This is a genomic window from Aquincola agrisoli, from assembly GCF_036621135.1.
In the GTDB taxonomy this organism is placed as follows: domain Bacteria; phylum Pseudomonadota; class Gammaproteobacteria; order Burkholderiales; family Burkholderiaceae_C; genus Aquincola; species Aquincola agrisoli.
On the sequence record NZ_JAZIBG010000028.1, the window covers coordinates 174,946 to 195,536 of the forward strand.

At 69.0% G+C, this 20,591-nt stretch carries 19 protein-coding genes; 4 read left to right on the top strand and 15 right to left on the bottom strand.

Annotated features, from left to right (window positions below; translation table 11 throughout):
- Nucleotides 1–30: 30 nt before the first annotated feature.
- The 4 genes from V4F39_RS12495 (at nt 31) to V4F39_RS12510 (ending at nt 4,674) form a co-directional block, all read left to right on the top strand.
- Entirely contained in the window at nt 31–843 is an 813-nt protein-coding gene (locus V4F39_RS12495) for a hypothetical protein (RefSeq protein ID WP_332289778.1), read from the top strand.
- 15 nt (nt 844–858) lie between these two features.
- Complete coding sequence (locus tag V4F39_RS12500) at nt 859–2,304, top strand: O-antigen polymerase (RefSeq protein WP_332289779.1); 1,446 nt, start codon at nt 859–861, stop codon at nt 2,302–2,304.
- Nucleotides 2,305–2,334: 30 nt separating this feature from the next.
- A complete protein-coding gene (locus V4F39_RS12505) occupies nt 2,335–3,456 on the top strand; it encodes a glycosyltransferase family 4 protein (protein ID WP_332289780.1) in 1,122 nt (373 codons plus the stop codon).
- A 66-nt stretch (nt 3,457–3,522) separates the two neighbouring features.
- On the top strand, nt 3,523–4,674 hold the full coding sequence (locus tag V4F39_RS12510) for a glycosyltransferase family 4 protein (RefSeq protein ID WP_332289781.1): 1,152 nt from the start codon (nt 3,523–3,525) through the stop codon (nt 4,672–4,674).
- A gap of 27 nt (nt 4,675–4,701) precedes the next feature.
- On the opposite strand, the gene V4F39_RS12515 is transcribed toward V4F39_RS12510, so the two are convergent.
- The 15 genes from V4F39_RS12515 to V4F39_RS12585 are packed head-to-tail and all read right to left on the bottom strand — an operon-like array spanning nt 4,702 to nt 20,574.
- The gene (locus tag V4F39_RS12515; protein ID WP_332289782.1) at nt 4,702–6,099 is read right to left on the bottom strand and encodes a sulfatase-like hydrolase/transferase; all 1,398 of its coding nucleotides are present in this window, start codon (nt 6,097–6,099) and stop codon (nt 4,702–4,704) included.
- Nucleotides 6,100–6,125: 26 nt separating this feature from the next.
- Nucleotides 6,126–7,001: a hypothetical protein gene (locus tag V4F39_RS12520; RefSeq protein WP_332289783.1), complete on the bottom strand. Its 876-nt coding sequence runs from the start codon at nt 6,999–7,001 to the stop codon at nt 6,126–6,128.
- A 40-nt stretch (nt 7,002–7,041) separates the two neighbouring features.
- The gene (locus V4F39_RS12525) at nt 7,042–8,067 is read right to left on the bottom strand and encodes a GDP-L-fucose synthase family protein (RefSeq protein ID WP_332289784.1); all 1,026 of its coding nucleotides are present in this window, start codon (nt 8,065–8,067) and stop codon (nt 7,042–7,044) included.
- A 5-nt stretch (nt 8,068–8,072) separates the two neighbouring features.
- Nucleotides 8,073–9,206, bottom strand: a complete 1,134-nt coding sequence (gene gmd, locus V4F39_RS12530; protein WP_332289785.1) for a GDP-mannose 4,6-dehydratase — start codon at nt 9,204–9,206, stop codon at nt 8,073–8,075.
- A gap of 27 nt (nt 9,207–9,233) precedes the next feature.
- Nucleotides 9,234–11,126, bottom strand: coding sequence for a polysaccharide biosynthesis protein (locus tag V4F39_RS12535; RefSeq protein ID WP_332289787.1), 1,893 nt, complete (start codon nt 11,124–11,126; stop codon nt 9,234–9,236).
- A gap of 12 nt (nt 11,127–11,138) precedes the next feature.
- Entirely contained in the window at nt 11,139–11,735 is a 597-nt protein-coding gene (locus V4F39_RS12540; protein WP_332289788.1) for a sugar transferase, read from the bottom strand.
- A 9-nt stretch (nt 11,736–11,744) separates the two neighbouring features.
- Nucleotides 11,745–12,911, bottom strand: coding sequence for a DegT/DnrJ/EryC1/StrS family aminotransferase (locus tag V4F39_RS12545; RefSeq protein ID WP_332289789.1), 1,167 nt, complete (start codon nt 12,909–12,911; stop codon nt 11,745–11,747).
- Nucleotides 12,908–13,591, bottom strand: coding sequence for a class I SAM-dependent methyltransferase (locus V4F39_RS12550; RefSeq protein WP_332289790.1), 684 nt, complete (start codon nt 13,589–13,591; stop codon nt 12,908–12,910). Before V4F39_RS12550 ends, V4F39_RS12545 begins: the two co-directional genes overlap by 4 nt.
- Before the next feature lie 8 nt (nt 13,592–13,599).
- Nucleotides 13,600–14,880 (bottom strand): glycosyltransferase family 4 protein, encoded by a 1,281-nt coding sequence (locus V4F39_RS12555; RefSeq protein ID WP_332289792.1) that lies wholly within the window; start codon nt 14,878–14,880, stop codon nt 13,600–13,602.
- A complete protein-coding gene (locus V4F39_RS12560; protein ID WP_332289793.1) occupies nt 14,877–15,980 on the bottom strand; it encodes a glycosyltransferase in 1,104 nt (367 codons plus the stop codon). Before V4F39_RS12560 ends, V4F39_RS12555 begins: the two co-directional genes overlap by 4 nt.
- Nucleotides 15,977–16,558, bottom strand: a complete 582-nt coding sequence (locus tag V4F39_RS12565) for an acyltransferase (protein WP_332289794.1) — start codon at nt 16,556–16,558, stop codon at nt 15,977–15,979. The genes V4F39_RS12560 and V4F39_RS12565 overlap by 4 nt, the downstream gene beginning before the upstream one ends.
- Nucleotides 16,555–17,763, bottom strand: coding sequence for a lipopolysaccharide biosynthesis protein (locus tag V4F39_RS12570; RefSeq protein ID WP_332289795.1), 1,209 nt, complete (start codon nt 17,761–17,763; stop codon nt 16,555–16,557). The genes V4F39_RS12565 and V4F39_RS12570 overlap by 4 nt, the downstream gene beginning before the upstream one ends.
- An 11-nt stretch (nt 17,764–17,774) precedes the next feature.
- A complete protein-coding gene (locus V4F39_RS12575; RefSeq protein ID WP_332289796.1) occupies nt 17,775–18,884 on the bottom strand; it encodes a DegT/DnrJ/EryC1/StrS family aminotransferase in 1,110 nt (369 codons plus the stop codon).
- A gap of 32 nt (nt 18,885–18,916) precedes the next feature.
- On the bottom strand, nt 18,917–19,492 hold the full coding sequence (locus V4F39_RS12580) for an acyltransferase (RefSeq protein WP_332289797.1): 576 nt from the start codon (nt 19,490–19,492) through the stop codon (nt 18,917–18,919).
- Nucleotides 19,492–20,574: a Gfo/Idh/MocA family protein gene (locus V4F39_RS12585; RefSeq protein ID WP_332289798.1), complete on the bottom strand. Its 1,083-nt coding sequence runs from the start codon at nt 20,572–20,574 to the stop codon at nt 19,492–19,494. Before V4F39_RS12585 ends, V4F39_RS12580 begins: the two co-directional genes overlap by 1 nt.
- Nucleotides 20,575–20,591 lie beyond the last annotated feature (17 nt).

The window sequence follows — 20,591 nt, forward strand, 5'->3', positions numbered from 1 at the left end:
TCTATGCCTTCAAAGCTCCCCCTCGGCACCATGATGGAAGACGAGGTTGTCATCGTCGCCTGCAGTTACCGCCTCACGCCACAGGAAATGCGTACCCGCCTCGAAGGTGTGATGGCTCCAGGTGCTGGCGTACGGGGCTATGTGGTCTCCGCCTCGGCGTCGAGCGAGTGCACGATGGACGACGGGTGGATGCTCCTGCCAACCGACAATCTCGATTTCGACTTTTCCGCCTACCTGACTGGCGCCGAAAGGGTGAACCGTCAGCATCCCGGCGCACGCGCCATCGTCTTCGTGAACGACACGCTATTCACCAACCATGCCGCCGTCGCCAATTTCCGTGCACTATGGCGTCAGGTCGGATTGGTGAAGGCACTGGAACTGCCGGCGATCGCGGGCAAGGCCGACCTCTACACGACTATCTGCCTGCGCAGTCCGTGGAGCGGGCTCGACCGCTACGTGACGACGTTCTGTTTCGCGCTGAACCGCCAAGCCCTAGCGCTCATGTTGCAATTGCGCGAGATGGCCGAGCGGGACGGTGTGACCCTGAGCCTCCGGGTCGATAGTCCAGCATGGGGAGCAGGCCTGCCCTCGGCATTCCGACAGTTCCTGAAGGCGAACCTGACCTACGCTGCGTCCCCGTACCTCTGGTATCGATTGCGCGAAGCGACATTCACGCCGGAACAATTGTCGAGCAAAGCCCGGACCATTTACTTCGAACACAGGCTCTCGGGTGCGATTGGCGAGGTGGGTTGCGTGGTTCCGACCAATGCTGGCCCTCGCTGGACGACTTACCTGAACGTTCATGAATGGTGGAGTCGTGTTCGTCGCAAACTTGGCCTTTGATGTGGAGCCTGACGAATGACTGTCGCCACTCTCCGCTCCGACGCCGCCCCAGAGGGGCGGAAGCGTGCGCGGCCCGCTCGCGACCAATTCTCCACTCGGATGCTCTGGCTGGCAGCGGCCATGTTCACCGGCTGCGGTTACGCACTGCTCGACTTCGGAGTGAACGGCGGCGACGACCGGCTGACCGAGGCGCTGCTCTGGGCAATCGTCGGGCTCATGGGTCTGGTCGCATCGAACACCGGCAGCTCTCATCGCTTCCTGTTTTCGTGTGCCTTCTGGGTCACGGTCGACTTTCTCTTCTACATCGTCTTGAAGGCGCTAGCCGTGTTCGATGAGGCTCCCGCACGGCCAATGCAAATGGCGCTGCTCTCGGCGCTCCTGTTCTTGCTTGGTTATGTCGCCGGACAGCTTCTGTGGCCTACACAACACCTACTACATGTGACCCCCAGGCCAAATGCACCGGGATCGCGTGGACTGTACGTCTGGCTGGTAATGTCGTTCTTCGCGTTCAAGGCGCTCAATATCGTGCTGCTGATGGCGGTAGGCGGTGGCGAGACAGCGCTGGAGCTAGCCCAAGCCACGCAGAACGCGGGCGCGTCCTACCTCTTCAAGATCCCGACCTTGGCGACCGCCAGCTACTTTCTCCTGATTCTGCTGGCGTACAAGCATCGCCTGTACCGACGCACGGCCATAGCATTGACCCTGCTCGTCTTCCTCGAAGCCGTAGTGGGCGCGGCCCGCTTCACGCTGGTTTCGACCGCGCTGATTCACCTTTTGTTGTGCCACTTGTATGTGCGCCGGGTCCGTATGCTTTACCTCATGCTATTGGGTCCGTTGCTCATCTTCATCGTAGCGTTCTTTGGGCTAGTGCGTGACATCCAAGTCGGCAGCCTCGATGTCTATGCCCAAACGTTGAACACGCTTGTCGAAGACCGCGAATTGATTTTCAAGGTCTTCATGGGTCGAATGGATATGCTGCCCCAGATGGCGGACGGCTTCGAACTGGCTCGCCTGGGACAATTGAAGTTCGAGGGCGGCATGTCCTACGTCTACGCGTTTCTGCATGCCGTGCCGCGAAACATTTGGCCGGACAAGCCGCCGCTGACGGCCGCCTATGTGACCGAACTGGTTAAGCCGTATGCGTTTGCGGACGGCGTCAACGTCTACTCCTCCGCCATGCTGGAGGCCTACATGAACCTCCGTTGGGCCGGCGTTTTCCTAATCGGCACGGCGCTGGCCGGCCTGTCTCGACTTTACGAGCAGGCCTTACTGCGCGGCTCCCTGCGCGCCCAGGCCCTTGCACTGATGGCGTTCACGTTTCCCATGCAACTCGTCAACGAGGGCATCCATAGCAACATCCTAGGGTCGCTGCTCTACATCGCGGCAATCTTCGGACTCTGGCTACTGGCTAGCCGGGCCGTCATGGGAACCGCTGTAGCGAAGCGCCTCGCCCGTCCCTAAAACAATTTGCGCCAACCGACTTCTAAAGCCATGTACCAGGCTGCGTACATCAACGGCAAATTCCTCGCCCAATCACTGACAGGCGTCCAACGCTACGCGATCGAGTTGCTGCAGGCCTTCGATGCGTTGCTCGCAGACGGTTTCTGCGTTGTGCCCAGCCCCGTCGTGCTGCTCGTGCCCTCCCAGCGCATCCAGCCGCTGCCCACGCTACGCCGAATCCAGATACGCGAAATCCCCTCGGGCAACTTGCATCTTTGGGAACAGGTCCACCTGCCCTGGGCCGCACGCGGCGCCATGCTGATCAACCTGGCCGGCAGTACCCCGTTAATCAAGTTCGGCCAAGTCTGCACCTTCCACGACACTGCCGTCTTCGATGTGCCGACCTCGTTCAGCGCCAACTTCGTCCGCTGGTACCGCCTTCTGTTCAACGCGCAAGGCCGCCTAAGCCGCCGCGTGCTCACGGTCTCGCACTTCTCCAAAGAACGGCTCGTCTACCACCTCGGCATCGACGCTGACAAGATCGCCGTCGTCTATTGCGGAGCCGACCATATGCGCCGTCAACCCGCTAACCTCGCGGTGCTCAGCAAGCTCGGCGTCGAATCCGGCCGGTATTTCTTGGCCGTCGGCAGTGCCAACCCCAACAAGAACTTCGCGCGCCTCATCGAGGCCTTCGCGGGCCTGCAGGACCCGCACGCCCGTCTCGTCGTCGTGGGCGGCAGCAACGCCACGGTGTTTGCCGACAGCTCCCACGCAGCGCGCGAGGATCCCCGCATCGTGCGCGCCGGCCGTCTCACCGATGACGAGATCAAAGCGCTGTACAGCCACGCACGCGTCTATGTCTTCCCGTCCATTTACGAAGGCTTCGGCCTGCCGCCCGTTGAGGCGATGTTCTGCGACTGCCCTGTCCTCGCTGCGCGCGCCGCGTCCATCCCAGAGATTTGCGACAGCGGTGCCGCCTTCTTCGATCCGTACTCGGTGGACGACATCCGCGCCTCGATGCAACGTGCCCTGCATGACGACGCTTGGCTCGAGGAGCTTCGCCGTGCCGGCGGCGTGCGCGCTGAGACCTTCACATGGCACAACGCCGCGTTGAGCCTCCTCCGCGTCCTGATCGAGGCCGGTGTGATGCAGCCTCGGCAGACGCGCGTCTAAACCCGCGGTCCTTCGCCGGTCAGCGGGCGCGCGGTTCATGGCGCCCGCCACGAGAACACTTCCTTCATGACTGCTCGCAAAAAGATCGTTCATCTGCAATTGCTGCCGCTGATGAGTGGCGTGCAGAAGGTGTCCCTCGATGAACTAGCGCACCTGGATCCGGCGCGATACGACCGGGTCGCCGTTTGCAAGTGCGAAGGCGAGTTCACCGAGCAACTTCGCAAGATCGGCGTGCGCGTGCACCTGATCCCCGAGCTCGAGCGCGCCATTTCCCCCAAGCGCGACGTGCAAGCCTACGTCGCCCTGCGCGACTTCTTCCGCGCTGAACGGCCCAACATCGTCCACACGCACTCGTCCAAGACCGGCATCCTCGGGCGCCTTGCCGCCAGCGCTGCCCGGGTGCCGATCATCGTCCACACCGTCCATGGCTACGCGTTTCCCGCCGAGTCGCGCTGGGCGATCAAGACCATCTTCACGTTCCTGGAAAAGCGCGCAGGTCGCGTCACAGACCGGATGATCGTGCTCAACGACGCCGACGCGGCCATCGCCCGGGACCTGCTTGGCGTGCCCGAGCGCCGATTGGCGTTGCTGCCCAACGGCGTGGACGTCGACACCTACGCGCCGGCGACGCCCGAGCGGCGTCAAGCCTTGCGGCAATCGGCTTTCGGAATCGACGCGCCGGACCGCGTCATCGTCGGCATGGTTGGCCGCCTGTGGCTCCAGAAGAATCCACAATGCTTCGTCCGTGCCGCGATCCGCGTGACCGCGCAGCGGCGCAACGTCAGCTTCTTCATGGTCGGCGATGGCGAATTCCGTGCCGAACTGGTCGCCGCGATCGAGGCCTCCGGCCACGCGGACAGCATCCGCATCCTCGGCTGGCGCAGCGACGTGCCCGATCTCCTGAAGGCGCTCGATGTGATGGTGCTGCCGTCGCGTTGGGAGGGCATGCCGCTAGCGATCCTCGAGGCCATGTCGTCTGCCGTGCCTGTCGTCGCCAGCGACATCCCCGGCAATCACCACCTTGTTGAGGACGGGAGCGACGGGCGGCTATTCCCAGTGGACGATGACGAGGCCCTGGCGGCGGCACTGATCGATCTCGTCGACGACGACGCTAAGCGCTCTCGTTTCTCTGCTCAGGCCCGTTCCAAGATACTCGCGAGTTACACGCTGTCAGCCCGCATGGAAAAGATCACGGCGATCTACGAAGACGGTCGCTGAAGCGCGGGCGGACGAACAGGCGGGACTTCAGCGGGGCGTCATCACGAACATCGGCACGCGGTGCGCGATAAAGGCCTCGCGGTTCGTCACCTCGCCAAACGGCGGCATGTGATCTCCCACGACGACCAGGAACGGCGTCGTTTCCGATGCGGCCAGCGTCGATTCCAGCAGCGCCAGCAGATCGCCCAGCTTGTTCACGAGCTGGCAAGCCTGCTCCGGCGTCGCTGACGCGGCGCACACGCTACGCAGCGCAGCGGGCAGCGGCGCCGTCTGACGCAGATCCAGCGGGAGGTGCGTGTCCAAGGTCAATGCATAGATGAACCGCCCCGGCGTCTGCGCCTGCTTCATGGCCTGCTCCAGCAACGCGCTGTCACACACGCCCGGGAAGGCCCGGTTGCAATTCATCTGCATCGGCGCGCCGCCCGCAGGCCAATGCCAGGGCGTCAGGCCAATCTTCGGCCACCACTCAGCGCGATCGAACATCCGCAGCCCAAATCCGTGAATACCGATGGAGGTCACCCCCCGGCTCGCCAGCCGCCTCGGCAGGCAGCCAGAAGCCATCGTATCGTCCAGTCGTGAGTAGTGCCCCTGCAGGCCGCACAGCGTGCGCAGTTCGCCGGAGGTGGTCGCTCCGACGAATTCCTCGTCCGTCATCTGGATGTCCCAGCGCGCCGTCACGCGAGGGGTCGCCAGCCGCTCCTTCAACCACACCTGCAGCGCCGGGTCACGCGGCAGGCCCATCGATTCGACCAGTACCAGCATCGACGTACGCCCGGGATGCGTCGCCTGCCAGCCCTGCAACGCTTGGAATGCCTTCGGCTGGCGCATTGGTACCAGCGGCCCCGCAGCCAGCAGGCTTTGCCGCTCCGAGCGCCAGACGTTCCATCCCGGGCTGCCGGCGAAGTTCATGTTGACAACGCGGCTGTCCTTGTCCAATCCGAAGATGTGGAAGGATCCGTTGGAGACATCGAACACGGCCACCAGCGCCGCCAGGCTCATCAATGGCCAGACCAACCGCACTGAACTCCGCGTCAGCCACAGTACGAGCCAGACGCACGTGACGAAGCCGAGCGCCAGTCCGAGCACTGATGCGGACAGAAAGGTCTGCAGGTTCAGCATGTCGACGAAGCGCGCCGCATCGACGAAGTCCAGCGCCGACATAAAGTGATAGTTCTTGGCCGCCAACCGGATGAAGTCCGCCGCCCAAGCCAGCACCAGCGCGGCGCCGCCCGCCAGCGTCGACACGCAAGCCAGCGCAGCGGCTGCCAACAGGTCGAGATTGAACAGTGGCCGCTCCTCGGCCAGCGGCGCCTGGAAGATCCAAGCGGTGAGCCACGACGGCGCATTCAGCGCCACGACGATGCATAAGAACCGGACTCCGAACCACGTCCGCGATGACATGCGCGCAGCGAAGGGGGCGCTCATCGCTCGGCGGGCCGTAGAACTGGAACTCATGGAGACTTCATCGAAGAAGGCGTGCTACAACGCAACGACGAGACCGTGTAGACACCGTCAGCGCGACGCAGCGCCCGCGCCCAAGAAGCGCAATTGTGAACGGGATGCACGAGCACCACGCCACTGCTTAGTCTGCGCGACAGTGCCGGTAGCCTGCTCAGCGGCAAGGTGAACGCCTGGACTCCGATCCGTGCCGCCTGCTCGGCAACGTGATCGATGCGGCGATGCGCGAGGTATGCGGTCAAGATCGGCCCCGGCAGCGGGGCCTGATTGTGCGCCTGCCAGCGATTGAACAACGCGACATCTTCGGGTCGGTACAACTGGAACACGATCCGGCGTGCGTCGCCGGTGGCCATTGCACGATCGACGACGTACTGCCCGGCCGCCGCGAAATCCGTCTTGATGTCCAACACCAGCCAGACATCGGGAGGCACCGCCCCAACCAGCGTGTCAAACGTGCAGCCGTCCTTCACCAGATCGCCCTGAGGCCCCGGATCATGCTGACAACGCAGTTCGCCGCGCTCAAGAACCAGATCGACCTCAAGCAGACGGAAGCCGGCCGCATAGGCGCGGCGCGCGGCCGCCAGCGTGTTGGCGGTGACTGCGCCCGAATCCCCGAGCGCGTGCGCGATGCGCACCGGTGCGCCACCGGCATGCAGCCATGCGTAGTTCTGACCCGGCCGCAGCGCCTGAGCCGTCGCCCAGTCCTCGTCCGAACGCAGGCGCGCCAGCGTGTCCATCACGCGCTCGCCCAGTAGCACGGCGTCAACGCCATGCAACCATTGGCGTCCCACCGCTGTCGCGGCCAGGCTGATCGCGACGCTGACAGCAATGGCCGTCCCCGCGATCACCGCCGTCAACACGCGGTTCATCACGCGCCCTCGCCCGTCGCCGCGCCGATGGGGGCCGAGTTCAAGCGATGTCTCCTCGCGCCGCAATGCCCACACTGCGCTCAGTGTCGGCGCGAGATCGAAATTCGTCGTAAGAAGCCAGCAATCCATGCCTGAGTTGCGTCGCCGCCTGCCAGCCTGCCTCACTGAGTCGACCGACATCCATCAGCTTCCTCGGCGTGCCATCGGGCTTGCTGGTGTCGTAAGCGATCCTGCCCTCGAAGCCCACGGTCTCAGCCACCAGCCTCGCCAGTTCAGCGATCGTCACATCCTCCCCCACCCCGATATTCACCAACGGCGGCTCGAACCTGCCTGTCTGGCTTTCATCACTGCCTAGCAGCCCCTGGTACTTCTCGTCCCCCAGGTTCATCAGGAACACACACGCATCGGCCATGTCGTCCGAGTACAGGAACTCCCTGCGCGGCGTGCCCGTGCCCCACACGGTGACTTCCTCGGCCCCGCTCAGCTTGGCCTCGTGGAACTTCCTCAGCAGCGCCGGGATGACGTGGCTGTTGGTCGGGTGGTAGTTGTCGCCCGGACCGTACAGGTTGGTCGGCATCGCCGCCAGGTACTTCGTGCCGTACTGGCGGTTGTAGCTCCAGCACATCTCGATGCCGGCGATCTTGGCCAGCGCATAGGGCCGGTTGGTCGGCTCCAGCGGGCCGGTCAGCAGGTCCTTTTCCTTCATCGGCTGCGGCGCGAGCTTCGGATAGATGCAGCTCGAGCCCAGGAACAGCAGCCGCGTGGCCTGGTTCAGGTACGCCGCGTGGATGACGTTGGTCTGGATCGCCAGGTTGTCGCGGATGAACTCGGCCGGGAAGCTGTTGTTGGCGACGATGCCGCCGACCTTGGCCGCGGCAAGGAACACGTACTCGGGCTTCTCCTGCGCGAAGAAGGCCCGGGTGGCGTGTTCGTCGGTGAGGTCCAGCTCCGCATGGGTGCGGGTGAGCAGGTTGGTGTAGCCGTCGCTTTGCAGCTTGCGCACGATGGCCGAGCCGACGAGGCCGCGGTGGCCGGCGACGTAGATGCGGGCGTTGCGGTCGTCCATCGGCGTCACTCGTTGTAGTCGTAGGCCTGGAAGCCGGCCATCTTGACGAGGCCATCTCTCCGCGCTGACGTGTAGTCGGCCTCCACCATTTCCTTCACCAGCTCGGGCAGCGTGGTCTTGGGCACCCAGCCAAGCTTGTCTTTGGCCTTGGTCGGGTCCCCGAGCAGGGTCTCGACCTCGGTGGGACGGTAGTAGCGCGGATCGACCTTGACGATCACATCGCCGACCTTGCAACGGGGCTTGTCCTTGACCAGGCCTGCAACGGGTTCGATCTTCACCACCGTACCGATCTCCTGGTCACCCTCTCCGGTGAAGGCGAGCGTGATGCCCAGCTCCTTCGCAGCGAACTCGACGAACTGGCGCACGCTGTACTGCACACCGGTGGCGATGACGAAGTCTTCGGGCTGGTCCTGCTGCAGCATCAGCCACTGCATCTCGACGTAGTCCCGGGCGTGCCCCCAGTCGCGCAGCGCGCTCATGTTGCCCAGGTACAGGCAGTCCTGCAGGCCGAGCGCGATGCGCGCGATGGCACGGGTGATCTTGCGGGTGACGAAGGTCTCGCCGCGCAGCGGGCTCTCGTGGTTGAAGAGCACGCCGTTGCAGGCGTACAGGCCGTAGGCTTCGCGGTAGTTGACCGTGATCCAGTAGGCGTACATCTTCGCCACCGCGTAGGGGCTGCGCGGGTAGAAGGGGGTGGTTTCCTTCTGCGGGATCTCCTGCACCAGACCGTAGAGCTCGGAGGTGCTGGCCTGGTAGAAGCGGGTCTTCTTTTCAAGGCCCAGGATGCGGATGGCTTCCAGGATGCGCAGGGTGCCGATGCCGTCGGCGTTGGCGGTGTACTCGGGGGTCTCGAACGAGACGGCCACGTGGCTCATCGCGGCCAGGTTGTAGATCTCGTCGGGCTGCACCTGCTGGATGATGCGGATCAGGTTGGTCGAGTCCGTCAGGTCGCCGTAGTGCAGCTTGAAGCGCTGGTTGTCGACGTGCGGGTCCTGGTACAGGTGGTCCACCCGGTCGGTGTTGAACAGCGACGACCGGCGCTTGATGCCATGCACCTCATAGCCCTTGCTCAGCAGCAGTTCCGACAGGTACGCCCCGTCTTGGCCGGTCACGCCGGTAATCAGTGCAACTTTGGTCATCTCAGTGTCTGAAAAATTGGAGGGGAGTCACCCGGAGAGGGCCGCATCAGCAGGCGTGAACTCCGGAACACGCAGTGCCAGCCACGACATCGCTGCACCGCGGTCCGCGTCGACATGCGAGAGAAGCCGTTCCAGGTCCAGCGCGAAGGCACCGGCCGACACCGTACTGCTCAACTCGGCGATCCGAACCCGCTCGATCCGCGTCGGCACCGTGCGGTCCGCGTCCGCGAGCAATTCTTCATACAACTTCTCCCCCGGCCGCAACCCGGTGAACGTGATCCCGATCTCCGCCTCGCTGCGCCCGGCCAGCCGGATCATGTCCCGCGCCAGGTCGACGATCTTCACCGGCTCGCCCATGTCCAGCACCAGCACCTGCCCGCTCTCCCCGATGGCCGCGGCCTGCAGCACCAGCCGCGCCGCCTCGGGGATGGTCATGAAGTACCGGATGATGTCCGGGTGCGTCACCGTGACGGGCCCGCCCTTGGCGATCTGCTCCTTGAACTTCGGGATCACGCTGCCGCTGCTGCCCAGCACGTTGCCGAAGCGCACCGCCATGAAGCGCGTGCCGGCATGCTCCGCCGCCAGCGAGGAGATGACCATCTCGGCCGCGCGCTTGGTCGCACCCATCACGTTGGTCGGGTTCACCGCCTTGTCGGTGCTGATGAGCACGAAGCGCTCCACCCCGTGCTCGGCCGCGGCCAGCGCCGCGTGGTAGGTGCCCAGCGTGTTGTTGCGCAGCGCCGCCCAGGCGTTCTCTTCCTCCATCAGCGGCACGTGCTTGTAGGCCGCGGCATGGAAGACGACCTGCGGTTGCCAGCGGCCGTAGGTGTGGCGCAGGTGCGCCAGGTCCTTCACGTCGCCGATCAGCCGCACCAGCGGCAGCGCCGGGAAGCGCTCGGTCAGCGCCTGCTCGATGGTGTAGAGGTTGAACTCGCTCAGCTCGTACAGCACCAGCCGCGCCGGCCGGTAGCGGGCCACTTGTCTGCACAACTCGCTGCCGATCGAGCCGCCCGCGCCGGTGATCAGCACCGTCTTGCCGCGCAGCGTCTCCCCGATGCCGGCTTCGTCGAGTTGCACCGGCTCGCGGCCCAGCAGGTCGTCCGGTTCGATGTCGCGCACGCGGTCGACGCTGGCGCGGCCGTCGAGCAGTTCCTGCGCCGAAGGCACGGTCAGCACCGGCAGGCCGGTGGCGGCCGCCAGGTCCAGCGCGCGGCGGCGCTCCGCCGGCCGGGCGGAGGGGATCGCGATGATCAGGTGGGTGGCGGCGCCGCGCCGGGCACGGTCGCGCACGGTGTCGAGCGTGCCGACCACCGGCAGGTTGGCGATGCGGGCGCGCTGCTTGGCGGGGTCGTCGTCGAGCAGGCCCAGCACGGTCCAGCCCTGCTGGTGGATGCCGGCCAGCAGGCGCTTGGCGGCCTCGCCGGCGCCCAGCACCAGCGCACGGCGGATCTCGCCGTCACCGCCGGTGATCTGCGCGCGCGCATGCTCGTAGAGCATGCGGTAGCCCACCCGCAGCAGGCACACGCCCATCAGCACCACGCCCGGGTGCAGCGCCAGCACCGCGCGCGGTATGCCGCGCAGCCCGGCAAGCTGCACCAGCGCGCCGCTCAGCAGCCCGGCCGCAAGGCAGGCCATCGTCAGGCGCTTGACCTCGCCGAAGCCGGAGAAGCGCCAGATGCTCTGCGGCACCTTGGCCGCCGCGAAGGCGACGAGGTACAGGCCGATGACCCCCAGCATCACCCAGAAGTCATATGCCGGCCGGGCGCTGATCCAGCGCTCGAAGCCGAGGCGGAACAGGTAGGTGACGTTCCAGCACACGGCCACCACGCCGCCGTCGATCGCGAGCGACAAGGCTTCGCGGTGCGGGCGCAGGCGGACCAGGAAATGGTCGAGGCGGTGCCAGATGGTGCGGGTGTCCATGGGGATGGGGGTTCAGGCCGCCAGCAGCACCCGCACGCTGCGCACGAGCACGCAGAGGTCGGTCCACAGCGTCGCGCGTTCGGCGTAGGCCGCGGCGCCGCGCAGCTTGGCGGGCAGTATCACCTGCACGTATTCCTGTTCGGGATCGGCGGCGCGCGCCAGGCGCTCGCCTTCGTCGCGGTGCTCCAGCGACACCGGGTCGGTGATGCCGGGGCGCACCGACAGCACGCGCGCCCGCAGCGCCTCGGGATACAGCGCGACGTACTTCGGCACCTCGGGGCGCGGGCCGACGAGGCTCATGTCGCCCTTGAGCACGTCGATGAGCTGCGGCAGCTCGTCGACGCGGTGGCGCCGCAGCCAGCGACCGGCGCGGGTGATGCGCGGGTCGTCGCCCACCGTCAACAGCGGCCCGCCCGCCGCGGTCGAGAGGGCCATCGTGCGGAACTTGTGGATGCGGAAGGTGCGGCCGTGCCGGCCAACACGCTCCTGGCGGAAGAACACCGGCCCGCGCGAGTCGAGCTTGATCCACAGCGCCACGGCCAGGCCGGCGGGGGCCAGCAGCAGCAGGGCCAAGCCGCCGAACAGCAGGTCGAAGAGGCGCTTGGCCATCGGGAGGCGTCAGCCCAGCACGCGCCGCAGCACGCCCGCCACGCGTTGCACGTCGGCATCGGTCATGCGCGTGTAGATCGGCAGGCTGACGAGGCGCTCGTAGGCCTGCTGGCTGTTCGGGAACCGGCCGGGCTCCAGGCCGTAGCGGTCCCGCCAGTACGGTTGCCGGTGCAGCGGGATGTAGTGCACGCTGCAGCCGATGCCTGCGTCGAAGAGCGCCTGCACCATCTGGTCGCGATCCACCGGCGCGCCCTCGGCCAGCCGCACGGCGTACAGGTGCCAGGCATGCAGCTCGCCGGCCGGCGCCTCGGCCGGCAGCACCACAGGCAGCCCGGCCAGCGCCGCGTGGTACTGCGCGGCAATCTCGGCCCGGCGCTGCCGGAAGCGCTGCGCCTTCTTCAGCTGGTGCAGGCCGAGCGACGCGGCGATGTCGGTGAGGTTGTACTTGAAGCCGGGCGCCACGATCTCGTAGTACCAGCTCGGCACGGTCGCGGTGAAGCGGTCGAACGCGTCGCGGCTCATGCCGTGCAGGCGCATCACCTTCGCGCGCCGGGCCAGCGCCGCGTCGCGCGTGACGAGCATGCCGCCCTCGCCGGTCGTCATGGTCTTGTTGGCGTAGAAGCTGAAGACCGTGGCGTCGCTGCCCAGCGTGCCGACGAGCCGCCCCCCCACGGTGGCGGGCAGCGCATGCGCCGCGTCTTCCACCACCTTCAGGCCGTGGCGGCGCGCGATGTCGAGCAGGGCCGGCATGTCGGCCGCCAGCCCGCCGAAATGCACCGGCATCACGGCCTTGGTGCGCGGCGTGATCGCGGCCTCGACCGCCTTCGGGTCGATGTTCAGCGTGGCCGGGTCGCAATCGACCAGCACCACATCGGCCCCGAGGTAGCGCACCACCTCGGCCGTGGCAGTGAAGGTGTGCGTGGTGGTGATCACCTCGTCGCCGGGGCCGATGCCCAGCGCCTCCAGCGCCACGTGCAGCCCGGCGGTGGCCGAATTGACGGCGATGCTGTGCAGCGACGGCTCGCCGAGGAACTCGCTGAACTCGCGCTCGAAGCGCTGCGTCTTGGGGCCGGTGGTGACCCAGCCCGACCGGAGCGTCTCGACGACCTCGGCGATCTCCTCCTCCCCGATCTCGGGCAGCGCGAAGGGCAGGAAGGGCAGCTTGTCGGCAGTCATGGTTTGGCGATCCAGGCCAGCACGTGCGTGCGCAGCAGCGGCACGGCGTTGAAGACGGGGTACAGCGCCGGGCTGACGCGGCACAGCGCACGCGCCAGCGGCGGCGCCAGCGTCACGCGCCGGTGCTGCAGCCGGCCCTGCGGGAACAGCCCGCGCAGCTCGGCGAGCGGCACGCCGCGCACGTCGGGGTTGCGGGGATTGTCGACGGTGAAGTCGTACCAGAGCACGGCGCCGCCCGGCTGGAGCCAGCGCCACATCGCATCGGCCAGGGCGCTGCGGGCCGCAGGGTCGAGCAGCGAGGAGAACACCGTCGACTGCAGCACCATGTCCTGGCTGCCAGGCGCGATCGGCGCCTCGATCGCATTGGCCTGCAGCAGGGTGAGGGACGGCGGCAGCAGCTGCCGCGCCTGGGCATGGCGCTCGGGCAGCAGCTCGATGCCGGTAAGGCGCTCGGGGGCGGCGCCCAGGCGCAGCAGCTCCAGCAGGTTGCCGCCGGCGCCGCTGCCCACCTCGACGATGCGGCGCGAGCCCAGCTCGTGCCAGCCGGCCGCCGCCCACAGCGCCAGCATCGCGCGCTGGCGTTCCTGCAGCGTGCAGGCCACGTCCGGCTTCAGCGGGCTGTAGCGGCCGGCATCGCCGCGCCGGGCGTAGCGTTCCGCGATGCGGTCGGCCTCAGTCACGGCGGGCCTCAGGCATCGCGCGGCGCGCGCGCATGCATCGCCAGCGCGCCGCCGTGCGACACGGCGGCGAGGAAGCGGCGCGCCAGCACCGGGTAGGTGTGCTGCGACTGGACAAACGCCCGGCCGCGTTCGCCCATCGCGGCACGCTCGCCGGGTGGCAGCGCCGCCAGGCGGCGCAGGCCCTGGGCGACGGCGCCGGCATCCTCGGGCGGCACCGTCAGCCCGCAGCCCGCCTCGGCCACCGGATCGTTGCCGGCCTCCACCGAATGCAGCACGGCGCAGCCGGCCATCAGGTAGTCCATCAGCTTGTTGGCGGCGATGCCGAAGCGGTAGATGGGCATGTGCTGCCAGCCGATGTAGGCGATGTCCAGCGCCTGCAGGAAGGTGGGGATCTGGGCCTTCGGGATCGGCGGCAGCATCGTCACGTTGTGCAGGCCCTCGGCGGCCACGCGCTGCGCCAGCCGCGCGCGTTCGTGGCCGTCGCCGACGAGCACGAAGTGCAGGCCCGGCCCCGCCTGCGGCACGGCGTCGAGCAGGGTGTCGAGCGCGTTGGGCAGGCCCATCGAGCCGGCGTAGCCCACCACGGTCCGCCCCGCGGCGCGGGCGGCCGCCAGCGCCTGCGCCACGTCGTCACGCAGGGGCGTGCCGGGCTCGCCCGGGGCCGGCCAGTCGTCCGGCGAGATGCCGTTGGGCACGATGGCCAGGCGCGCCAGGTCGAGCCCGTGCGCCGCCATGTGCCCGTGCACCTTCGGCAGCATCGAGACCACCACGTCGGCATCGCGGTAGCCGGCGTCTTCCGCGGCCTGGCACACCAGCGCGAACGGATGCCACTTCGACATGCCTGCCAGCTCGATCGGCGACAGCGGCCACAGGTCGTGCACCTCGTACACGAGCACCGCCCCCGCCAGCCGCGCGATGCGCCGGGCCACCCAGATGTCCATCGGGTAGGTGCTGGAGGCGATCACCACGTCGGGCCGGAAGCCGCGCGCCAGCCGCGGGCCGTCGCGCCACACCTGCCACAGGAAGCTCGCGATGTTGCGCACGCGGCCCAGGCCGTTGCCCTGGTAGGCGGGGGTGGGGTACCAGCGGTAGGCGATGCCGTCGATCCGCTCATCGCGCGGCGCGCGCCCCACGCCCTCGGGCTGGCGTGCGCGCACGTGGGATTGGCTGGCCGCCAGCAGCTGCACCTCGTGGCCGAGCCGCACCCATTCCCGTGCCAGGTAGTACGGCCGGTACTCCATGCCCAGCGACGGGCTGCCCGCGTAGTGGTTGATGTAGAGGATGTTCATGGCAGCGCGGGCGCGTCGGCCAGTGACACGAGGCGATCGACGAAGCGCCTGACGCACGGCCCGAACAGCGCATGTTCGGCCACCCACGCACGATTGTCGCCGGCCACGGCATCGGCCCGTGCCGCCAGGGCTTGCAGCTGGGCGGCGTCGGGCAGCGCGCCGTCGGCCAGCAAGCAGCCGTTGTCGCCGTGCCGCACCAGCTCGCGGTTGGCCGGCAGGTCGGACAGGATGGGCACGCAGCCGTGCGCCATCGCCTCCAGCACCGAGACGGAGACCGAATCGCTGCGCGGCAGGCTGAGGTACCAGCGCGCCCGCGCATACCAGCCGGCCTGCGCCTGTGCGTCGAGCCGGCCGGTGAAGCGCACCCGGCCGGCCAGGCCGGCGGCATCTGCGCGCGCCTGCAGCGCGGCGCGCAGCGAGCCGTCGTTGGCCACGACGAGCCGTGCGGCGGGCCATTGCGACGCGACGGCCCCGAACGCGTCGATGACCCGCTCGGGCGCATAGATCGGCTCCAGGCCGCGGTTGGCGAAGAAGAGCATGCCGTCCTTGGAGGCCGGGGCCGGCGGCATGGCGTCGAGGCCGAAGGGGAAGGTCATCACCTCGCGGGCACCGAGCGCCTGCATGCGCCCGGCCATGTGCTGCGAATCGCTGGTGGTGAGCGTGCAGGCCCGCAGCACGCGGCGCGTGAGCCAGCGCATCGCGGCATGGCGCTGCGGGGTCACGAGGATGTCGGAGCCCCAGGCCGACCCGACGATGCGCCCGGGCGCGCCCAGCCACGACTGCGCAAGCCACGCCAGCGTGCCGTGCGAGGTGAGGTAGTGCGCGTGCACCCAGTCGGGCTGCACCGCCCGCAGCCAGCGCGCCAGGCGCGGCAGGGTGCGCAAAACCGCGGCGTTGCCGCCATCGAAGTCCGGCCGCGTGCCCAGCGCGAGGCGGCGCGCCGACGGCAGCACCTCGTCGAACGCCGGCGCGAAGCCCCGGCTGGATGCGGCCCACAGGTCCACGCCCTCGGCCGACAGCGCCCGCGCCCACTTCAGCAGGTGCGGGCTCTCGCCGTCGCCCAGCAGGGCCAGCCGCATCGCCGGCGTCCGGCCGTTCATCCGGCCCACGGACGGTGGTGCTCGCGCGCTTCCGGGTGGCGCTCGAGCAGCGCGGCATCGGCCTCCCGCGTGTCGCCCACCACCCGGGCCGGCCGGCCTTCCAGCACGGCGAAGTCGGGGAAGCTGCCCCGCACGACGCTGCCCGCCCGCACCAGGCTGCCGCGCCCGAGCCGGGTGTTGGCCTCGATCACGCTGTGCGGCCCGATGAAGCTGTAGGCGCCGATCTCCACCGGCCCCGCGATCCAGCCCGGCCGCCGGCCTTCCCAGCTGACGAACGCGCGGCCGAGCAGCCGCATCGCGCGGTGCGAGCTGTGCGTGACGATGCTGACGTGGCTGGTGATCTGCACGCCCTCGCCCAGCGTGATGCCGCCGCTGGCCTCCAGGTACGTGAAGGGGCCGATGTAGACGTGGTCGCCCAGCGTGAGACGGCCTTCGTGTTCGATCACCACCGTGGGGGCGATGCGGGTGTAGGGCAGGTCGCGCCCCTGCGAGCGCTCGCCGAAGACGATGCGGCCGAGCGCCCCGCGCAGCACGCGGCGGCGCAGCCGGTTGAACGCCGCGCGCAGCCCGACGTTCATGCGGCCTCCACCGGCCAGGAGGCCAGGCGCCAAAAATACCAGCCGAAGTACACGGCCATCGTGGCCGAGACCGCCCACCCGGCGCCCCGCAGCCCGCCCAGCACCAGGCCGACGGCCAGCGCCGCGACGAAGAGGCCCTGGCCCGCGAGCGCCAGCTTCAGCGCCCAGCCCTGCGCGTTCCAGGCCATCGTGACCACCCCCAGCGGCGAAGCGACGAAATGAAGGCCGATGTAGAGCGCCAGTGCACGCGCCAGGTCGCCCGCGCCCCGCCACTCGGCGCCGAACACGGCGGCGAAGGCCCAGGGCGCCCCGATCCACAGCGCCAGCACCAGCGGGGCCGCCACGGCGGCCAGCGCCAGCATCACGCGCCGCACGTCGGCGCGGCCGGCGCGTGTGGCGCCGCCCTGCCCCGCGGCCGCCAGCCGCGGATACAGCGCCTGCGACACGGCACCGCCCACCAGCGTGGCGGGCGCCTTCAGGTAACGCAGCGTCAGGCCCCAGAAGCCCGCCGCGGCGGGCCCCAGCACCGCCGCGACGAGCGACACGGCCACCGTGTCCTGCAGCGCGCCGGTGAAGGCGTGCGGCGTGTTCAGCAGCGGAAACTCCCGGTGGCGCCGCGCCGCGTCGCGCAGGCGCTCGCGCGAGACCTGCCACCAGCCCGCCAGCCGCAGGCGCAGCAGCGCCGCGGCGGCCAGCGCGGCCAGCAGCGGCGCGACGATCAGCCCCGTCACCCCCGCCTGTGCCCAGCCGGCCAGCGCCTGCGCCAGGGCGCCGCCGCCGTGCTGCAGCACCCGGCTCGCTGCCAGCGCACGGAAGCGCTGCGCCCGCGTGGCCGCCAGCGTGGCGAGCGACACCGCCCCGAGCGCCAGCACAGCCAATGGCAGCCAAAGCGGCCAGCCCTGCCCACTCGCCAGCGCCCAGGCGGCCCCGCCCAGCGCCGCCAGCGCCGTGCTCCCGGCCAGCAGCCAGAGCGCCAGCGCGCGCAGCGCGGCGGCCTCGTCGTCGTCACGCGCCACCGGCAAGGCGAACTCGTAGCGTGCGCAGGCCACCACGGCCAGGTTGGCGGCGACCGCGGCAAAGAGGTGGTAGGTGCCGAAGTCGGCCGGGGTGTAGAGCCGCGTCAGCCACGGACCCAGCAGCAGCGGCACGGCCTGTGCGGCCAGGCCGCCAGCGAGCAGCGTGAAGGTCGCGCGGCGCAGGCCCACGGCGGCAGAGATCAGCGATGCGCCGCGACGGCGGTGCGCACGGCGTCCACCACGCGCGCCTGGTCGGCCTCGGCAAGATCGGCGCTCATCGGCAGGCTGAGCACCCGCGCCGCCGCCCGCTCGGCCTGCGGGCAGCCGCCGGCGGGCGCCCAGGCGGCGTAGGCCGGCTGCCGGTGCAGCGGCTTCGGGTAGTGCACGGCGGTCGGGATGCCGGCGGTCTTCAACGCCGCGGCCACCTCGTCGCGCCCCTGCTCGACGAACACGGTGAACTGCGCCCACACGCAATCGCGGTCGGCGCGCACGGCGGTGAGGCCCAGGCCGGGCACGTCGGCCAAGGCCTCGCGGTACCGCTGGCCGATGCGCGCACGCTGCTGCAGCTCCCACTCGAAGCGCTCCAGCTTGCCCAGCACCACCGCGCACTGCAGCGTGTCCATGCGGCCGCCGACGCCCACGCGCGTATGCGTGTAGCGGGCGCTCTGGCCATGCACGCGGATCTCGCGCGCCGCCTGCGCCAGCGCGTCGTCGTCGGTGAACAGCGCACCGCCGTCGCCGTAGCAGCCGAGCGGCTTGCTGGGGAAGAAGCTGGTCGCGCCGAAGGTGGACAGCGCGCACGAGCGGCGCGCCCCGTAGCGCGCGCCGAAGCTCTGCGCCGCGTCCTCGATGACCGCCAGGTCTGCGTGGCGCGCGGCGATGGCGTTCAGCGCGTCCATGTCGGGCACTTGTCCATACAGGCTCACCGGCATGATGGCGCGGGTGCGCGGCGTGACGGCAGCCTCGACCTGCGACACGTCGATGTTGCAGGTGTCGGGCTCGATGTCGACGAACACCGGCACCGCGCCCAGCAGCACGATGGTTTCCGCGGTGGCGGCGAAGGTGAACGGCGTGGTGATGACCTCGTCGCCGGCCTTCACGCCCGCGGCCATCAGCGCGATCAGCAGCGCCTCGGTGCCGCTGGCCACGGTGATGCAATGCCGCGTGCCGGCGAAGGCGGCCAGCGCCTGTTCCAGCTCGGCCACTTCCGGGCCCATGATGTACTGGCCATGGTCGAGCACGCGCTGGATGCGCGCGTCGATGCTCGTCTTCAGCGCGGCGTACTGGGTCTTGAGGTCGGTGAATTGCATCGCGGGCGGCGGCGCACCGGCCGCCAGAAGGCTCACAAGGCCGTGAGCGTATCGCCATCCAGGCGGTAGCGGTCGCCCGTCGCCGGGCAGGCGGCTTCGCCGTGGCCGCTGGCGGGCAGGGCCAGCCGCTCGCCGTGGCGGCTCATCCAGCCGATGCGCCGCGCCGGCACGCCGACCATCAGCGCGAAATCCGGCACGTCGCCGGTCACCACCGCCCCCGCACCGATGAACGCCCAGGCCCCCACCGTGCCGCCGCAAACGATGGTGCAGTTGGCGCCGAGCGTGGCACCGCGCCTCACCAGGGTGCGGCGGTACTCGCTCTTGCGTGAGACGGCGGCACGCGGGTTCATCACGTTGGTGAACACCATGCTCGGGCCGCAGAACACGTCGTCTTCCAGCGTGACGGCGTCGTACACCGACACGTTGTTCTGGATGCGTGCATTGGCGCCGATCACCACGTCGTTGCCGACGAACACGTTCTGGCCGAGCGAGCCGCCCGGGCCGATGCGTGCGCCGGCGCAGACGTGGCTGAAGTGCCAGACCTTGGTGCCCTCGCCGATCTGCGCGCCGTCGTCGACGACGGCGCTGTCGTGCTTCCACCAGGCCATCAGAACACCAGCGGCAGGCCCACGCGCACGCCGTCGCGCGCGCTGCGGTAGGCGGCGATGATGACTTCGAGCGACCGCAGGCCCTCGTAGCCGTCGACCTCGGCGCTGGCCTGGCCGCGCAGCGTGTCGATCACGTTGGCGTAGTACAGCGGGTGGCCGTGGCCGTAGACCGAGGGCGGCGCGTAGTTGGCGGCCTTCACCGCCTCGTCCTCCGGCCGCTGGTCGTCGAAGGCCCAGTGCTGGATCTCGTTGACGGCCACGCCGCCGATGCGCACGGTGCCCTTGTCGCCCAGCACGGTGATGCTGCCCTCGAAATTCCGGCCGTGCGTCAGCATCGTGACGTTGACCGACGCCAGGCCGCCGCGGCGCAGGCGCAGGCCCATCACGCCGGTGTCCTCCGCCTCGATGTCGCGGCCCAGCGTCGCGGTGTAGGCGTGCACGTTGTCGACCGGGCCGACCAGCCAGTCGACCATGTCGACGTAGTGGCTGGCCTGGTTCATGAAGGCGCCGCCGTCCATGTCCCAGCGGCCGCGCCAGGGCGCCTCGTCGTAGTAGCTCTGCGGGCGCGTCCAGAACACGTTGACGTTCACCATCGCGATGCGGCCGAAGCGGCCGGCGTCGATCGCCTGCTTCAGCAACTGCAGCGTGGCATTGAGACGGTTCTGCTTGACGACGAAGAGCTTCACGCCGGCGTCGCGGCAGGCGCGCACCATCGCCATGCCCTCGTCCCACTTGGTGGCCATCGGCTTTTCGGTGAGCACATGGCGGCCCGCCTCGGCCGCCTGGATGGCCTGGCGCGAATGCAGCCCGCTGGGCGTGGCCAGCACGATCACGTCGGCATCGCAGCCAGCCAGCAGCGCGGCCAGCGAGCCGAAGCGCGGCAGGCCGCCGAGCGCGGGCGCGTGGGCGGCGAGCGCGTCGATGGCGTCCGGCCGCTTGTCGCACAGCGCCACCAGTTCGGCACGCTCGCCGTGCGCGGCCAAGGCGGCGACGTGGTTGCGCGCGATGCGGCCGCAGCCCACCAGCGCGAAGCGGATGCGGCGGTCGGTGATCGGCAGCTCGACGGCGGTGGCGGGCGACATGGGAGACCGGCGGAGAT

Bases quoted from the DNA above. Each gene is read 5' to 3' on its own strand.
- V4F39_RS12495 (WP_332289778.1), top strand. From the start codon at position 31: ATGATGGAAGACGAGGTTGTCATCGTCGCCTGCAGTTACCGCCTCACG.
- V4F39_RS12500 (WP_332289779.1), top strand. From the start codon at position 859: ATGACTGTCGCCACTCTCCGCTCCGACGCCGCCCCAGAGGGGCGGAAG.
- V4F39_RS12505 (WP_332289780.1), top strand. From the start codon at position 2,335: ATGTACCAGGCTGCGTACATCAACGGCAAATTCCTCGCCCAATCACTG.
- V4F39_RS12510 (WP_332289781.1), top strand. From the start codon at position 3,523: ATGACTGCTCGCAAAAAGATCGTTCATCTGCAATTGCTGCCGCTGATG.
- V4F39_RS12515 (WP_332289782.1), bottom strand. From the start codon at position 6,099: ATGAGCGCCCCCTTCGCTGCGCGCATGTCATCGCGGACGTGGTTCGGA.
- V4F39_RS12520 (WP_332289783.1), bottom strand. From the start codon at position 7,001: ATGAACCGCGTGTTGACGGCGGTGATCGCGGGGACGGCCATTGCTGTC.
- V4F39_RS12525 (WP_332289784.1), bottom strand. From the start codon at position 8,067: ATGGACGACCGCAACGCCCGCATCTACGTCGCCGGCCACCGCGGCCTC.
- gmd (WP_332289785.1), bottom strand. From the start codon at position 9,206: ATGACCAAAGTTGCACTGATTACCGGCGTGACCGGCCAAGACGGGGCG.
- V4F39_RS12535 (WP_332289787.1), bottom strand. From the start codon at position 11,126: ATGGACACCCGCACCATCTGGCACCGCCTCGACCATTTCCTGGTCCGC.
- V4F39_RS12540 (WP_332289788.1), bottom strand. From the start codon at position 11,735: ATGGCCAAGCGCCTCTTCGACCTGCTGTTCGGCGGCTTGGCCCTGCTG.
- V4F39_RS12545 (WP_332289789.1), bottom strand. From the start codon at position 12,911: ATGACTGCCGACAAGCTGCCCTTCCTGCCCTTCGCGCTGCCCGAGATC.
- V4F39_RS12555 (WP_332289792.1), bottom strand. From the start codon at position 14,880: ATGAACATCCTCTACATCAACCACTACGCGGGCAGCCCGTCGCTGGGC.
- V4F39_RS12560 (WP_332289793.1), bottom strand. From the start codon at position 15,980: ATGAACGGCCGGACGCCGGCGATGCGGCTGGCCCTGCTGGGCGACGGC.
- V4F39_RS12565 (WP_332289794.1), bottom strand. From the start codon at position 16,558: ATGAACGTCGGGCTGCGCGCGGCGTTCAACCGGCTGCGCCGCCGCGTG.
- V4F39_RS12575 (WP_332289796.1), bottom strand. From the start codon at position 18,884: ATGCAATTCACCGACCTCAAGACCCAGTACGCCGCGCTGAAGACGAGC.
- V4F39_RS12580 (WP_332289797.1), bottom strand. From the start codon at position 19,492: ATGGCCTGGTGGAAGCACGACAGCGCCGTCGTCGACGACGGCGCGCAG.
- V4F39_RS12585 (WP_332289798.1), bottom strand. From the start codon at position 20,574: ATGTCGCCCGCCACCGCCGTCGAGCTGCCGATCACCGACCGCCGCATC.